Genomic DNA, 14962 nt, shown 5'->3' with positions numbered 1-14962 from the left:
GCAGGCAGCGGCCGCAGCGCGACGCTGCAGACCTCAACGAAGACGACGGGTCCTGCTGGCGTCATGGCCCTCCCCAGCGACAGCGGGGTGGCCGGACGCCTCCCCTCAAGCGCAAGTGTGCGCAATCACGGGGAAAATCGACAAGTCCCCCGCCACGAATCAAGCGTGACGGGGAACACGGTCCTCAACTACGCTTGGCGCGGGCGAAGGCCTCGGCCAGGGCGTTGTTGGCCGGGGGCGCGGACGCGGCGGGACGGCCGCCATTGCCCTGGCCCCGGATCGGCCCGCGGTTCTGGCCGCCTGCATCCCGGCGCGGACCCTGCCCATGGCCGCGCTCATCACGCTGGCCCGGGCGGCTGGTGGCCTGCCCGGGGGTATCGTCCAGACGCCGGGTCAGGGCAATGCGCTTGCGCGCCACGTCCACCTCCAGCACCTTCACCTTGACGATATCGCCAGCCTTGACCACGTCACGCGGGTCGTTCACGAAGGTGTCGGACAGCGCCGAAATGTGGATCAGGCCGTCCTGGTGCACGCCGATATCGACGAAGGCACCGAAGGCCGCCACGTTGCTCACCACGCCTTCCAGCACCATGCCTTCGCGCAGGTCCTTGATGTCCTCCACGCCTTCGGCGAAGCGCGCAGCCTTGAACTCCGGACGCGGGTCGCGGCCCGGCTTCTCCAGTTCCTTCAGGATGTCGCGCACGGTCGGCAAGCCGAAGGTGTCATCGGTGAACTGCTCGGCCTTCAGGCCACGCAGGAAGCTGCCATCACCGATCAGCGCCTTGATCGGGCGTGCGGTGCTGGCCACGATGCGCTCGACCACCGGATAGGCTTCGGGGTGCACCGCCGAAGCATCCAGCGGCTGGTCGCCGTCGGCGATGCGCAGGAAGCCGGCGCACTGTTCGAAGGTCTTCTCGCCCAGGCGCGCGACCTTCAGCAGATCCTTGCGGCGCTTGAACGGGCCGTTCTCGTCACGATGGCGCACGATGTTCTCGGCCACCGTGGCCGACAGGCCGGACACCCGCGACAGCAGCGCGGCCGATGCGGTGTTCACGTACACGCCCACAGCGTTCACGCAGTCCTCCACGCGCGCATCCAGCGCCCGCGCCAGCCGGTACTGGTCCACATCGTGCTGGTACTGGCCGACACCGATCGCCTTGGGTTCGATCTTGACCAGTTCGGCCAGCGGGTCCTGCAGGCGACGCGCGATCGACACCGCGCCACGCAGCGACACGTCCAGCCCCGGAAACTCCTTGGCCGCGAACTCGGAGGCCGAGTACACCGAGGCGCCCGCCTCGCTGACCACGACCTTCTGCAGCTTCGGATTGGCGGCAGCCTTGATCGCTTCGCCGGCCAGCTTGTCGGTTTCGCGGCTGGCGGTGCCGTTGCCGATCGCGATCAGTTCAACGTTGTGCTTGGCGCACAGTTGCTTGATCGTCTGCACCGACTGGTCCCACTGGCGACGTGGCTCATGCGGGTAGATGGTGTCGGTGGCCACCAGCTTGCCTGTGGCATCGACCACGGCGATCTTGCAGCCGGTGCGGATGCCCGGGTCCAGCCCAAGCACGGTCTTCGGGCCCGCCGGTGCGGCCAGCAGCAGATCCTTCAGGTTGTCGCCAAACACCGCGATGGCCTCGGCCTCGGCCTTCTCGCGGGCCTGGTTGAACAGGTCCAGCAGCAGATGGGTGTGCAGCTTGGCGCGCCAGGTCAGGCGGCAGCCGTCCAGCAGCCAGCGATCGGCGGCGCGGCCCCGGTCGGCGATCCCGGCCCTGCGCGCCACGCGGCCTTCGGCGTACTGGTGGCCGGCCTCGGCATCGCTGCCCGGGTCCAGTTCCAGGAACAGGATCTCTTCGCGGCGCGCGCGGAACAGCGCCAGCAACCGGTGCGAAGGAATCTTCGCCAGAGATTCGGCATGTTCGAAATAGTCGCGGTACTTGGCGCCTTCGGTTTCCTTGCCCTCGGCCACGCGGGCACGGATCACGCCGTTCTCTCCCAGCCAGGTGCGCAGCTCGCCCACCAGCGCGGCGTCCTCGCCCCAGCGCTCCATCAGGATCGCGCGCGCACCTTCCAGCGCGGCCTTGGTGTCGGCCACGCCCTTGTCGGTGTTGACGAAGGCGGCCGCGAAGGCCTGCGGGTCCTGCGTGGGATCGGCTAGAAGGCCATCGGCCAGCGGCTCCAGACCGGCCTCGCGGGCGATCTGGGCGCGGGTACGGCGCTTGGGCTTGTACGGCAGGTACAGGTCTTCCAGCCGGCTCTTGGTGTCGGCGGCCAGGATGTCGTTGCGCAGCTCGTCGCTGAGCTTGCCCTGCTCGCCGATGCTGGCCAGCACCGCCGCACGGCGCTCCTCCAGCTCGCGCAGGTAGGTCAGCCGGGTTTCCAGATTGCGCAGCTGGGTGTCGTCCAGGCCCCCGGTCACTTCCTTGCGGTAGCGCGCGATGAACGGAACGCTGGCGCCCTCGTCGAGCAGGCCGACGGCGGCGCGCACCTGGGCGGACTGGGCACCGATCTCGTCGGCGATGGTCTGGGCGATCTGCTGGGCGAGCGCGCTCTGGGCGTTCTTGGCGTCGTGCATTGCTTCAGGTCTGTGCCGCGGTACGGGAAGATCCCATTCTGGCAATCCACGACGGAGCCGGACAAGGCATTGACAGGGGGCGAGGTTCAGCGGCGGGGCCGGAGTGGACGCCGGCATCCTGGCGGAGAGAGGGCTCGGACTGGCCCTGGGCTGGGATGCCGGCGCGGGCGCGCGATGGTGGGCGCGCCCTGCCGCGTGTTGCGAAGGTCAGCGGTAGTGGCGGGCGGCGCGCTGCATGACGATCTCGTCACGCATGCCTTCCAGGGCCATCAGGCGGACCTTGCCGACACCCTGCAGTTCCATGAACCGCTCCGTGTAGAACTCCGGCCCCAGCGCGGTGTCGGCGCGGGATTTGCTGAAGCCGTAGGGCACCACGCCCTTCTCGCCATCCTTGCTACCACCGACATAAAGAACGATTGCCATGTGATGTATTCCTCCAAATTGCTACTGCGTACTGCACTCGATGAACGATGCTGCGAGCTCATCGAGGGAGAGCTTACCGCGTCGGACCTGACTGGAACGTCAAAAAGGCTAATGACGATCGGTTGCATGCAGATGACTGCGGGATCGCAGCAGAATGCTTACGGATCTTTAACTTCCGACTAACGAATCCGTGGGGGGATTCCCGCCAACGGCGCAGCCCCTCGTGGGTGGTCGTGTAACGCGTTTCATGTGATTGGGCCGGGCGGGGTGGGTGCGCAGGACACGCCGTGAACCCGTCCCTGGGGGCTCGATGGCGCCATCCATGGCGCCAACGGTCCCGCGCACCCACCCCGCCCGGCCCCTGACAGTTTTTCGGGCACGTTCACCCACGGAAAAGAAAAAAGAAGATCAAAAGCAAAAACAGCCTGGCCGGCTGATTTGTTGCTTCCTGTAGAGCCAAGCCAAGCCATGCGCCGCTCGCGAGCAAGCGCAGCGCGCGACCCGCTTCTGCTGTTCTATTTCTTCTCCGTGGCTGGACGCGCACGGAAACTGTCAGGGGCCGGGCGGGGTGGATTCGCGGGACCGTTGGCGCCATGGATGGCGCCATCGAGCCCCCAGGGACGGGTTCACGGCGTGTCCCGCGAACCCACCCCGCCCGGCCCAATCACATGAAACGCATTCCGCGACCACCCACGAGGGGCTGCGCCGTTGGCTGGAAACTACGGCCACCAGCCACGCCCGAACCGGGCGAAATGATCGGCCGCCCGTTCGAACGGATTGCGCGCACTCACCCCGCCGCACAGCAGGTACACCGGCAGGTACAGCGGGCCCAGCACCATGTACTGGTACACGTGCGCCCGTTCGTGATCATCCAGCCGGATCAGCGGCTCCGCGCCCCACCCTGCCTGATGCGCATAGGTGCGGCAGGAAATGCCCAGGTCATGGCCGGTATGCAGGATCACGTTTCCCAGAGTGATCGCCCCACCTGGCCCCCACGGCCAGCGGTCGAACACCAGCGCGCAGTCACGGCCGCTCCACCGCAATGTCGCGCCGCCGAGCATGCCGGCCAGGCCGCCGATCACGCCGAGCAGGGAATTGGGTGACGTCCACACCGCGCCCAGCACCTGCAGCGCGCGCAGCCAGATCGGCCAGGGCGTTGCTCCAGTCTTCAATCGGCCTCGTTGGGGATCAGGAGCCACAGGATCAGGTAGACCAGGATGCCAGGAAAGGCGGCGGAGGCCAGCGAAACCAGCACGTAGATCACCCGCAGCAGGGTTGCATTCCAGCCGAAGCGATGGGCAATGCCGCCCATCACGCCGGCAATCATGCGGTCGTTCAATGAACGCGACAGCGTTTTGGGCGTGGTGTTCATGGCGGCAGCTCCGGGAAACGGACAAGGCAGTCGAACATGGCTCGACTCTACACCGCCCCCATGTCTACGGCGTGCGGTGGCGCAGGGCCTGCAGGCGTGCGCCGAACCAGGCGGCTGCGGTCTGTTCAGGCTGCCCCGGACACTGGATGCGGTAGGGTTTGCCACTCATGCTGCTCTGGCTGGCAGCGCGCTCGATGAACTGCTCGGCGCTGTCCACCATGCCCTTTTTCAGCAGGTAATCGTACTTGCGCTGCAGGTGCGCGCGCGCGTCGCTGCCGTCGTACCAGCTGCCATTGCGCTGGAAACGGCACTGGGAGCCGTCCAGGCTGGCGATCAGCTGGGCGATCTCCCGGCGTGCATCCGTACTGGGTGCGGCGTGGGCAAGTGGTGCTGTCAGCAGTGCCACAAGAATCAACAAAATCCGGTACATCATCACCCCCAAGTCAGTCGAGCATGGCTCGACTCTACAGATCGCGCGCCTTCAACCAGCCATCGATCGTGGCCGGTACTTCGCGCTGCGCGCGGCCGGAAACGTAGATACCAATATGCCCACCACGGAAACTGGACTCGGTGTAGTCGTCCGTGCCCAAACGCCCGCGCATCGCGCGCGAGGCATCCGGCGGCACCAGATGGTCCTGCTCGGCATAGATGTTCAGCACCGGCAGCGTCACCTGCGACAGATCCACCGCTTCCTCGCCGATCCGCACCGTGCCGTTCACCAGCCCATTGCCCTGGTAGAACTGCTTGATGAAATCGCGGAACGCCTCGCCCGCCAGGTCCGGTGAATCGAAGATCCACTTCTCCATGCGCAGGAAATCCTCCAGCGCGGCCTTGTCATCGAGGATGTCGAGCAGGCCGACGTACTTCTGCACGTTCAGGCGGAATGGCTTGAGCATCAGGTAACTGGCATTCATCAGGTCGGCCGGGATGTTGCCCAGCGTGTCGACCAGCAGGTCCACGTCCACCTGCCGCGCCCAATGCGAGAGCATGTTGTCAGCCGTCTGGAAGTCGACCGGGGTGACCATGGTGATCAGCTTGCCCAGCTTCTGCCGGCGCAGCGCGGCGTAGCAGAGTGCGAACACGCCGCCCTGGCAGATACCCAGCAGGTCCACCGGGCCACCACTGCGCGCACGCAGCGCATCGACCGCGCCGTCGATGTAGCGCAGCAGGTAGTCCTCCAGGGTCTGGAAGCGTTCGGACCGGTCCGGGTAGCCCCAGTCCAGCACGTACACGTCCTGGCCCAGCGCCAGCAGCTTCTGCACCAGCGAACGGTCGGCCTGCAGGTCGACCATGTACGGCCGGTTGACCAGCGCGTAGACGATCAGCAGCGGCGTGCGCCGGGTCGGTGCCTGTTCGCCGACGAAGCGGTACAGCACCACCTTGCCGTCACGCCAGACTTCCTCGCGCGCGGTCACGCCATAGTCCACGTCTTCCACCTGCGGCAGCAGCTTCAGCCCTTCCATCAGCTTGCGCTGCATGGCCAGGGTTTCCTGCATCAGGTCATCGGCGTTGAAGCCCAGCGGTCCTTTCATCGGTCACGCGCCCGAGTGGAAGCGCGAGACGCAGCCTTCTTCGCAGACACCTTCTTTGCAGGCGCCTTCTTCGCCGGCGCGGCCTTCTTCGCGGCTTTGCGCGCGGCCGGCTTCACCTTCGCCGGTGCCGGCTGCGACACCGGATCGACCGCGGCGGTCCCCGCCAGCACCGCCACCTGCGCCTGCAGGCGACGCAGGCTGCGCTCCAGTTCGGCAATACGGCGATGCGCGGCGTCCATCTCGCTGCGGGTCGGCAGGCCGATACGCTCACTCATCTGTTCCACCTCGCGCTGCAGGCCGGCGCGCAGGCGCATCTGCGCGTTGCCCAGCGAGGCGTACACCTGCTGGAACGGTTCGGACATGGCGACCTTGGCGTAGGCCTCCTCGGCCACTTCGATCCACAGGTCGAACATCGCGCGGGCGCTGGTCAACTGGCTGCCGGGCTGTTCGTGCTCGGCCAGACGCTGCTCGAACAACGCGAAGGCCTCGTCCAACGCCTGCCTGATCTGATCAACGTAGGCGCGCGAATGCTGCTGGTACTCCTCCTGCGCCCGCAGCAGGGCCTGCCAGCGCGCCTGGTGCTCGCGGCCGGGGCCGAACGCCGGGCTCTGCAGCCACGGGCCCGCCTGCAGCTGGAACTGCTGCAGCCATGCGGCGAAGTCGGGCACGGTGGCGCCGGCGTGGGTGCTGCCACGGGCGCCCTGCAGCATCCACTGCAGCATACCGTCGCCTTGCCCCTGCACCGCCTCGCGCCAGGCCTGGGCCACCTCGGCGCTGCTGGCATCGCGGCCGGCGAAACGCGCGGCCACTTCCTGCATGGTGCCGTACCAGCTGCCGGCCTGTTCGCGGAAACGGCGCACGGCATCTTCCGGCGCGCCCTGCCCCTGTTCGGGCAACAGTTGGCTCCACCAGTCGAACAGCCGTTGCCAGCTGCCGGGGTCGCCGCCGGCCGGTGCACCGGGCGTGCTCGCGTGGCGCAGGGCATCGCCCCAGGCACCGAAGTACTGCCGCGCCAGCGTTTCGAAATCGCTGCTGCCGGCGTCGTGGGCCGAGCTGGTCATCGCAGGCCTCCGCAGGGCTGGCTCATGGCTTGGGGATACGCAGGGTCTTGCTGATCATCAGCGACCCGGACAGGGCGAACAACAGCACCATCGGGTGCAGCTGCCACGGGCCGATCTGCCACTGGCCGAACCAGATGTTCTGGCCGATGGCATCGGTACCGGCGGCAATCGCCAGTACGATCACCAGCACCAGGCTGGTCGGGATCGGGGTGCCCTCGAAATACGTGACCTTGCCCTCGTCGCCGGCCAGCGCCTCGGCAGTGACGTTGTAGCGTGCCAGGCGGCTGACACCGCAGCAGACGAAGTAGCTCAGCACCAGCCAGTCCCAGCCGCCCTGCATGCCGCAGGCATAGGCCAGCGCCGCCGGCGCCACGCCGAAGGAGATCACGTCCGACAGCGAGTCCAGCTCGCGGCCCAGGGTGGAACTGGACTTGCGCCAGCGCGCGATGCGCCCGTCGAGCGCGTCGAAGATGAAGGCCAGCGGGATCAAGGCCATGCCGAACAGCAGGTAGCCACGCTCGCCGTCCTGCAGGAAGCGCATCGCGGCAAAGACCGCACCGGTGCCGCAGAAAGCATTGGCCAGGGTGAACCAGTCGGCCAGCTGGAATTCGCGCAGCATCGAGAAGTGACGTTTCATGGGGTCTCACGGAGCATCAAGGCCCACAGGTTACCGCGAGCGCCGCCGCTGGCGACAGCACTGGCAGGACCCGCCTTCACCGCTCCCTCACCTGCCCTCACCAGCGGTGAATTTTTCGCCACCCATCTTGACAGCCTAGGGGGGTGGCGCCTGTCGCGGCTTATCCACAAAGTTGCCCACGCGTAATCCACACCCCCTGTGGACAACCAGATCTCACCGACTGCGACGCTGGACATTTCCTCATCACCCGGAAGCGGGGTTTCCCTACTTCCCAAGCCACAGGGTCGGCGCTATGGTCACCGGCGGACCCGCCGCCGCCACGTCCGATTCCTGGTGACGGGCGGCGATGGCGCAGCGGCCCTGAAGTGGTAGAGCCGGCCGCTGGCCGGCTGCTCCGGCCATTGCGGATTGCCGGCCAGCGGCCGGCACTACCCGGCCTGCACGCGGCGCCGCCAATGCGCGAAACAGAACACCTGCATCACCAGCATGGCCAGCAACCCCAGCGGCCATGCCCACCACAGCCCGGCCAGACCGTGCCGGGATTGCAGCCACATCGCCAACGGCAGCTCCAGCAGCAACACGGCAGCCATGCCCAGCAACGCCGGCAACAGCACCGTGCCGCTGCCGCGCATCACTCCGACCAGCACCGCACTGCCTCCCATCGCCAGCACGCCCCACACCACGGTGCGCAACTGCAACGCGGCCAGTTCGCGCACGTCGGTCGCCGCCAGGATCAGGCCGGTCAGCCAGGGCGCCAGCGCCACAACCAGCACCACCACCCCGCTCAGCATCGCCAGTCCAAGCAGCACGCCTGTGCGTGCGATGGCCGGCAGCCGTGCCGTACGCCCCGCGCCCATCGCATGCGCCGCGAGGATGGTGGCAGTGATGCCCAGCGACATCGCCGGCAGCTGCACCCAGCTCATCAACTGGTTGACCGCACCGTAGGCGGCCGTGGCCGTGTAGCCATAGCGGTTGATCCAGCCCAGCAGCACGATTTCGGCAATGGCCAGGCTGAGCATCTGCAACGAAGACGGTATGCCGATGTGCAGCATCGAACGGATCAGCGCTCCATCAAAGCGGATGGCTTGCAGCAACTCATGCCCCGGGGCCAACGGGTGCCCCATGCGCTGCCACCGCCACATCAGCCAGGCCAGGGCCAGCAGCGAGGCGAGCGCCGCCGAGACTGCCGCACTGGCCGCGCCCAGCTGCGGCAGGCCGGCCCAGCCCAGGATCAGCAGCGGCGTGCACAGCAGGCCGACCACCGTGGCCAGCAGCAGCGCATGCAGCGGCGTTTTGGCATCGCCCACCGCACGGCTCACCGCAGTGGCCAGCCACAGCAGGAAGAACGCCGGTGCCGCCAGCAGCAGAACACGGGCATAGACGATGGATTCGCCGAGGATCGGCGCTGGCGTGCCCAGTGCCGCCAGCAGCTGTGGCGCGAAACCGCCGCCCACCGCCATCACAAGCACTGACAACAGCAGAATCAGTGCCACCGCACTGCCGGCGACCGCGCGAGCCTGTTGCGGCCGGCCCGCGCCCCAGGCCTGGCCGATCAGCACCATCGCACCGGTGGCCAGACCCATTACCAGGGCCAGCAGCAGGAAGAAGACAGGGAAGAACGCAGCGGCGGCGGCCACCGCCTGCGTACCCAGCAGATGGCCGAGGTAGACGTTGTCCAGCGTGCCTGCAGCCAGCTGCAATGCGTTGGTCAGCAGCATCGGCAGGAGCAGGGTCAGATAGGTGCGCCAGAGGGGCGGCGCGACCGGGGGGATGGGATGTGCGGGGGTGTCCATGGGGTTCTCTGGGCAAGGCGCTGCCCTGCCCGGCGTTTCCGCCAGCAAAGCAAGCACAGGGGAGCGGGCCGTGGCCCGCGATCAGGTGGCGCCGCCGCTCAGTAGCGGCGCGGTGGCTCAGCCGTCTGCGTGGTCCGAAGAATCATCGAAGGCCAGGCGCAGGGCGTGATTGCGCACATCCTCGGGCCAGCTGCGTAACGCCATTTCCAGGCCCGCCCGGTCGTGCGCGAACAGGACACGGATCGCTTCCTCGAAACCCGGCAGGTCTCCGGCGACGGTCTGCAGGAAGTGATAGGCACGCTCGCTGTGGCGGCGCTGCCGGTCCTTGTCGGCACCAGCACGGCTGGCCGCCTCCACCAGCTTGCGCAGCACTACCGAGGCCCCGCCGGGCTGCTCGGCCAGCCACGCCCAGTGGCGCGGCAGCAGGGTCACTTCGCGTGCGACCACGCCCAGCTTGGGGCGGCCGCGGCCACGCGGAGTTGCCGGCGCCTCTTCGGCAGTAACGTCGGCATCCGCCTCGACGGCGGCGGGAAAGGCTTCGACGACCCGCGCCAGCAGTTCTGCGTCACTGCCGCGCGTATCGAAATCACGGGTGCGGCCGGTAGCGTTGTCGAACACAAGCAGCGGACCGGCAGCGTTGCCGGCACGCAGCTGCTTCAGCGCCAGCGCAGCCACTTCCGGGGTACCGGAGGCGACCAGCCGGTGGCCGTCGAAGCAACTGAAGGGAGGGAGTCGGGACGCAGGCATGGCAATGGCATCGGAGGTGATGCGCGAATATTGCCCGGGTAATTTGCGTTCGTCAATATTGCCCGGACATTAATGAACCGGAAGAGCGTGCCAACCAAGGTTGGCACCCACCTGGAAGGTTGATCCCCACTCGAAAGATCGCCCCCCTCCCGATTCGCCGGCTTACAGCCGGCTGTAGGACCAGCTGACCATGCGGCCGTCCTGGTACGGCATCACGCCGTGGAAGGGGCGCGGGTCGGCGTCGAACACCAGTGGCAGGAAGTTGCGGTCGCCCTCCCACATCGGCAGCGTGTCCAGCTTGTCCAGGTCCACCCACTCCAGCGTGCCTTCATGGTTGCCGCCGTGCGGGGTGCCTTCGAAACTGTCGATGACGAACACGAAGCCCAGCCAGTCCTCGCCATGCTTGCCGAATCCCGGCCAGCTGATGGTGCCGCGCAGCCGCATGCCGGTGCAGTCGATGCCGGCTTCCTCGGCGATTTCGCGGCGCATGCCTGCCGCAACGTCTTCGGTCGGTTCGATCTTGCCGCCCAGCCCGTTGTACTTGCCCAGGTGGTGGTCACCGGGCCGGGTGTTGCGGTGGATCATCAGCACCTGGCGACGATCGGGCGACAGCACGTAGCCCAGGGTGGCGACGATCGGGGTGTACGGCATGGGCAGCATCCAGCGGCAGGTCAGCCGTGGATTATGGCCGATCAGCGCACCAGCGACAGGCGGCGTTCGGCAGCCGCAGTGGCGCCATCAGGATCGCGGCGCAGGGTGGCCACGCCGTGGCCGCGCTCGGCGAGGTATTCCAGCCACTTGCCGAGGAAGGTGTTCACGCGCATGCGGTGGCTGATCAGTTCCGCCGGCGGCGGGTACAGGCCCATGGTGTCCTGCCAGCGGCGGCCGACATAGCAATGGGTGGTCTCGGCCTGGCGCGCGTCACGGTACAGGCGCACGTAGGCCGACGGATCAGGCTCGCCGGTGACCGGGTCGGCCAGGTCGTAGGTCAGGCGAAGTTCCACCGTGTAGCGGTGGCACTCGATCACGTCCAGGCGGACATCCAGGCCGTCGCCGATCGAGGAAATGTAGCTGCCCGCCGCCAGTCCGGCCGGTTCGAACAGGCGCACCAGATGGCGATAGTTCTCCGCGTACAGGCCCATGAGCCAGCTCAACCGGCTCAGGCGGGGAATGCGTTCGGTACGGGGCAAGGCTCGGGCCATGGGTCGATCCTACACGTTGGTGCTTCAACGTGGGGGCGGGATCACCCCGACCAAAGGGCTCGGTATCGACCAACGGTCGATACCCACCGTGCAGGAGGGTCGATACCCACCGTGCAGGAGGGTCGATGCCCCCGCGCAGGAGGGGTATTGCCCCGGGAGGTAGGCCACGACCGTTGGTCGTGGCGCACGGATCAATACAACTCGCGCTGCAGCCCCAGCGTGGCCAGCACCTTGCTGGAAATCTCCTCGATCGAGGTATGCGTGGTGCTCAGCGTCGGGATCCGCTCCATCTGGAACATCACCTCGGCCGCGGCCACCTCGCGCTTGCAGGTCTCCAGGTTGGCGTAGCGCGAGTTCGGGCGGCGCTCCTGGCGGATCTGCTGCAGGCGGTCCGGGTCGATGGTCAGGCCGAACAGCTTGCGCCGGTAGTTGCGCAGGCGCGGCGGCAGGCGGTCGCTTTCCAGGTCCTCGTCGGTCAGCGGGTAGTTGGCCGCACGCACGCCGTAATGCAGGGCCAGGTAGATGCAGGTGGGCGTCTTGCCGGCGCGCGACACCGCCACCAGGATCACGTCGGCATCGTCGTAGTTCACCGCGATACCGTCATCGTGGGTCAGGGCGAAGTTCATCGCGTTGATGCGGCGGTGGTAGGTGTCGAAGTCGACCATGCCGTGGGCCTGGCCGACCCGGGCCAGGCGCGGGCTGGCAAGTTCACGCTCCAGCGGCTCGATGAACGGCGCGAACACATCCAGCATCAGCGCCCCGCTGTCGGCCAGGATCAGGCTCAGGCTCTGGTCCACGCAGGAGTTCACCACGATCGGCCGGACCTGGTACCGCTCCCCCGCCGCCTGGATCCGGGCACAGGCTTCACGCGCTTTTTCGGGGTCGTCGACAAACGACATGCGGTCGGTAATGAAGCTGAACCCGGAGAACTGGGTGAGCAGGCTATGCCCAATGGTTTCAGCGGTGATACCGGTTCCATCGGAAACGTAGAACACCGGGCGGATGGTCGACATGCGCGCTTTTACCCCCTACGAAGCTTAAAAAGGCCGCCAGCACAAGCTTGTGCCGACAGTGGTCTGCCCGGCATCATATCGGCTTCTTCCTACGGACGCGGCCACTCAGCCCGCCTCGGGCGATGGCCAAACGGAGCATCGCGCTTGAACGAGAACATCCTGTGGTTGCACGAACTGCGTCTGGCCGATCTGGCCCGCGTAGGCGGCAAGAATTCGTCCCTGGGCGAGATGATCGGCAACCTGGCCGGTCTGGGCGTTTCGGTGCCGGGCGGTTATGCCACCACCGCTGAAGCCTTCAAGGACTTCATCGCGCACAACGATCTGTCCAAGCGCATCTTCGACAAGCTGGCCACGCTGGACGTCGAGGACGTCAACGCGCTGACCGCCGCCGGCAAGGAAATCCGCAGCTGGGTGATCGATGCCCCGCTGCAGCCGCAGCTGGACCAGGACATCCGCACCGCCTACGCCAAGCTCAGCGCCGACAACGGCGGCGGCGACGTGGCTGTGGCCGTGCGTTCCTCGGCCACCGCCGAGGATCTGCCGGATGCCTCCTTCGCCGGCCAGCAGGAAACCTTCCTCAACGTCACCGGTGCCGACGACGTCGTGCACAAGGTCAAGGAAGTGTTCGCCTCGTTGTACAACGACCGTGCCATCGCCTACCGCGTGCACCACGGCTTCAAGCACGAGGACGTGTTCCTGTCCGCCGGCGTGCAGCTGATGGTGCGTTCGGGCGTCGGTTCCTCCGGCGTGCTGTTCACCCTGGACACCGAGTCCGGCTTCCGCGACGTGGTGTTCGTCACCTCCTCGTTCGGCCTGGGCGAAATGGTCGTGCAGGGTGCGGTGAACCCGGACGAGTACTACGTCTACAAGCCCACCCTGCAGGCCGGCAAGCCGGCGATCCTGCGCCGCTCGCTCGGCAGCAAGGCGATCCGCATGGTGTATTCGGATGTCCCCGGTGAGCGCGTGAAGATCGAGGACACCCCGGTCGAACTGCGCAACACCTTCTCGATCAGCGACGAGGACGTGCAGGAACTGTCCAAGCAGGCGCTGGTCATCGAAAAGCACTACGGCCGCCCGATGGACATCGAGTGGGCCAAGGACGGTGTCAGCGGCAAGCTGTTCATCGTGCAGGCACGCCCGGAAACGGTGAAGTCGCGCAGCCACGCCACCCAGATCGAGCGCTTCGCGCTGACCGAAAAGGGCGGCAACGTGCTGGCCGAAGGTCGTGCCGTCGGCGCCAAGATCGGTTCGGGCGTGGCCCGCGTGGTCAAGACGCTGGACGACATGAACCGCGTGCAGCCGGGCGACGTGCTGATCGCCGACATGACCGACCCGGACTGGGAACCGGTGATGAAGCGCGCCTCGGCCATCGTCACCAATCGTGGTGGCCGCACCTGCCACGCCGCGATCATCGCGCGCGAGCTGGGCGTGCCCGCCGTGGTCGGTTCGGGCAATGCCACCAAGGTCATTGAAGATGGCCAGCTGGTCACCGTCAGCTGCGCTGAAGGCGATACCGGCTTCATCTACGAAGGCAAGCTCGGCGTCGAGCGCACCACCACCGATCTGGGCAACATGCCGCCGGCCCCGCTGAAGATCATGATGAACGTGGCCAACCCGGAACGTGCCTTCGACTTCGGCCAGCTGCCGAACGCCGGCATCGGCCTGGCCCGCCTGGAAATGATCATCGCCAGCCACATCGGCATCCACCCGAACGCACTGCTGGAATACGACCGCCAGGACGCGGCGACCAAGAAGAAGATCGATGAGAAGATCGCCGGCTACGGTGATCCGGTCAGCTTCTACGTCGACCGCCTGGCCGAAGGCATCGCCACCCTCACCGCCTCGGTTGCACCGAACCCGGTGATCGTGCGCCTGTCGGACTTCAAGTCCAACGAGTACGCCAACCTGATCGGCGGCAGCAACTACGAGCCGCACGAAGAGAACCCGATGATCGGCTTCCGCGGCGCCAGCCGTTACGTCGACCCGAGCTTCTCGGCCGCCTTCGCGCTGGAGTGCAAGGCCGTGCTGCGCGTGCGCAACGAAATGGGCCTGGACAACCTGTGGGTCATGATTCCGTTCGTGCGCACCCTGGAAGAAGGCCGCAAGGTCGTCGAGGTGCTGGAACAGAACGGCCTGAAGCAGGGCGAGAACGGCCTGAAGATCATCATGATGTGCGAAGTGCCGTCCAACGCACTGCTCGCCGATGAGTTCCTGGAGATCTTCGACGGCTTCTCGATCGGCTCCAACGACCTGACCCAGCTGAGCCTGGGCCTGGACCGCGACTCTTCGATCGTTGCGCACCTGTTCGACGAGCGGAACCCGGCAGTGAAGAAGCTGCTGTCGATGGCGATCAAGGCAGCGCGTGCCAAGGGCAAGTACGTCGGCATCTGCGGCCAGGGCCCGTCCGATCACCCGGATCTGGCCGAATGGCTGATGCAGGAAGGCATCGAGTCGGTGTCGCTGAACCCGGACACCGTGGTCGATACCTGGCTGCGCCTGGCCAAGCTGAAGGCCAACGGCTGATGCCGTGATGGCCACGGGCTGACGTCGTGTTCATCGGCGTCGGCCGATACTGCTGCTGCATGCAAGCCCCGCCTCTGCGGGGCTTCG

The 14962-nt window shown here is 66.9% G+C and carries 14 protein-coding genes; 1 reads left to right on the top strand and 13 read right to left on the bottom strand.

What is annotated here, in order from left to right:
• Positions 1 to 184: 184 nt before the first annotated feature.
• From AC5P9N_RS04195 to ppsR, 13 genes are all read right to left on the bottom strand, one after another.
• Positions 185 to 2572, bottom strand: a complete 2388-nt coding sequence (locus tag AC5P9N_RS04195) for a Tex family protein (RefSeq protein WP_099485022.1) — start codon at positions 2570 to 2572, stop codon at positions 185 to 187.
• A 207-nt stretch (positions 2573 to 2779) separates the two neighbouring features.
• Entirely contained in the window at positions 2780 to 2995 is a 216-nt protein-coding gene (locus AC5P9N_RS04190; RefSeq protein WP_005410085.1) for a hypothetical protein, read from the bottom strand.
• A 719-nt stretch (positions 2996 to 3714) separates the two neighbouring features.
• Complete coding sequence (locus AC5P9N_RS04185; RefSeq protein WP_043034666.1) at positions 3715 to 4167, bottom strand: hypothetical protein; 453 nt, start codon at positions 4165 to 4167, stop codon at positions 3715 to 3717.
• Positions 4164 to 4367 (bottom strand): PspC domain-containing protein, encoded by a 204-nt coding sequence (locus tag AC5P9N_RS04180; RefSeq protein ID WP_005410087.1) that lies wholly within the window; start codon positions 4365 to 4367, stop codon positions 4164 to 4166. The genes AC5P9N_RS04185 and AC5P9N_RS04180 overlap by 4 nt, the downstream gene beginning before the upstream one ends.
• Positions 4368 to 4431: 64 nt before the next feature.
• On the bottom strand, positions 4432 to 4800 hold the full coding sequence (locus AC5P9N_RS04175; protein WP_049449953.1) for a YfeK family protein: 369 nt from the start codon (positions 4798 to 4800) through the stop codon (positions 4432 to 4434).
• 31 nt (positions 4801 to 4831) lie between these two features.
• On the bottom strand, positions 4832 to 5899 hold the full coding sequence (gene phaC / locus AC5P9N_RS04170; protein WP_005410089.1) for a class III poly(R)-hydroxyalkanoic acid synthase subunit PhaC: 1068 nt from the start codon (positions 5897 to 5899) through the stop codon (positions 4832 to 4834).
• Positions 5896 to 6960 (bottom strand): class III poly(R)-hydroxyalkanoic acid synthase subunit PhaE, encoded by a 1065-nt coding sequence (gene phaE / locus AC5P9N_RS04165; RefSeq protein ID WP_049449955.1) that lies wholly within the window; start codon positions 6958 to 6960, stop codon positions 5896 to 5898. The genes phaC and phaE overlap by 4 nt, the downstream gene beginning before the upstream one ends.
• A 22-nt stretch (positions 6961 to 6982) precedes the next feature.
• Positions 6983 to 7597, bottom strand: coding sequence for a CDP-alcohol phosphatidyltransferase family protein (locus tag AC5P9N_RS04160; RefSeq protein WP_014647547.1), 615 nt, complete (start codon positions 7595 to 7597; stop codon positions 6983 to 6985).
• 428 nt (positions 7598 to 8025) lie between these two features.
• Positions 8026 to 9390, bottom strand: a complete 1365-nt coding sequence (locus AC5P9N_RS04155; RefSeq protein ID WP_111189443.1) for an MATE family efflux transporter — start codon at positions 9388 to 9390, stop codon at positions 8026 to 8028.
• Positions 9391 to 9507: 117 nt separating this feature from the next.
• The gene (locus AC5P9N_RS04150) at positions 9508 to 10137 is read right to left on the bottom strand and encodes a DUF2239 family protein (RefSeq protein WP_033833148.1); all 630 of its coding nucleotides are present in this window, start codon (positions 10135 to 10137) and stop codon (positions 9508 to 9510) included.
• A gap of 162 nt (positions 10138 to 10299) precedes the next feature.
• Positions 10300 to 10788 (bottom strand): NUDIX hydrolase, encoded by a 489-nt coding sequence (locus AC5P9N_RS04145; RefSeq protein WP_005413820.1) that lies wholly within the window; start codon positions 10786 to 10788, stop codon positions 10300 to 10302.
• Positions 10789 to 10829: 41 nt separating this feature from the next.
• Positions 10830 to 11339, bottom strand: coding sequence for a DUF1249 domain-containing protein (locus AC5P9N_RS04140; protein WP_099484043.1), 510 nt, complete (start codon positions 11337 to 11339; stop codon positions 10830 to 10832).
• A 191-nt stretch (positions 11340 to 11530) separates the two neighbouring features.
• On the bottom strand, positions 11531 to 12352 hold the full coding sequence (ppsR, locus tag AC5P9N_RS04135; RefSeq protein ID WP_005410097.1) for a posphoenolpyruvate synthetase regulatory kinase/phosphorylase PpsR: 822 nt from the start codon (positions 12350 to 12352) through the stop codon (positions 11531 to 11533).
• Between the two features lie 144 nt (positions 12353 to 12496).
• On the opposite strand from ppsR, the gene ppsA reads away from it, so the two are divergent.
• On the top strand, positions 12497 to 14875 hold the full coding sequence (gene ppsA / locus AC5P9N_RS04130) for a phosphoenolpyruvate synthase (protein WP_099484042.1): 2379 nt from the start codon (positions 12497 to 12499) through the stop codon (positions 14873 to 14875).
• Positions 14876 to 14962 lie beyond the last annotated feature (87 nt).

The organism is Stenotrophomonas sp. YJH_SMC_6, from assembly GCF_059371335.1.
This window is presented reverse-complemented; position numbering and strand designations above follow the sequence as displayed.

What these genes read in the sequence shown, in the direction of transcription:
- AC5P9N_RS04150 (WP_033833148.1), bottom strand. Translation starts at nt 10,137, where the DNA reads ATGCCTGCGTCCCGACTCCCTCCCTTCAGTTGCTTCGACGGCCACCGG.
- AC5P9N_RS04145 (WP_005413820.1), bottom strand. Translation starts at nt 10,788, where the DNA reads ATGCCGTACACCCCGATCGTCGCCACCCTGGGCTACGTGCTGTCGCCC.
- AC5P9N_RS04155 (WP_111189443.1), bottom strand. Translation starts at nt 9,390, where the DNA reads ATGGACACCCCCGCACATCCCATCCCCCCGGTCGCGCCGCCCCTCTGG.
- AC5P9N_RS04190 (WP_005410085.1), bottom strand. Translation starts at nt 2,995, where the DNA reads ATGGCAATCGTTCTTTATGTCGGTGGTAGCAAGGATGGCGAGAAGGGC.
- AC5P9N_RS04140 (WP_099484043.1), bottom strand. Translation starts at nt 11,339, where the DNA reads ATGGCCCGAGCCTTGCCCCGTACCGAACGCATTCCCCGCCTGAGCCGG.
- phaE (WP_049449955.1), bottom strand. Translation starts at nt 6,960, where the DNA reads ATGACCAGCTCGGCCCACGACGCCGGCAGCAGCGATTTCGAAACGCTG.
- AC5P9N_RS04175 (WP_049449953.1), bottom strand. Translation starts at nt 4,800, where the DNA reads ATGATGTACCGGATTTTGTTGATTCTTGTGGCACTGCTGACAGCACCA.
- AC5P9N_RS04195 (WP_099485022.1), bottom strand. Translation starts at nt 2,572, where the DNA reads ATGCACGACGCCAAGAACGCCCAGAGCGCGCTCGCCCAGCAGATCGCC.
- phaC (WP_005410089.1), bottom strand. Translation starts at nt 5,899, where the DNA reads ATGAAAGGACCGCTGGGCTTCAACGCCGATGACCTGATGCAGGAAACC.
- AC5P9N_RS04180 (WP_005410087.1), bottom strand. Translation starts at nt 4,367, where the DNA reads ATGAACACCACGCCCAAAACGCTGTCGCGTTCATTGAACGACCGCATG.
- ppsR (WP_005410097.1), bottom strand. Translation starts at nt 12,352, where the DNA reads ATGTCGACCATCCGCCCGGTGTTCTACGTTTCCGATGGAACCGGTATC.
- AC5P9N_RS04160 (WP_014647547.1), bottom strand. Translation starts at nt 7,597, where the DNA reads ATGAAACGTCACTTCTCGATGCTGCGCGAATTCCAGCTGGCCGACTGG.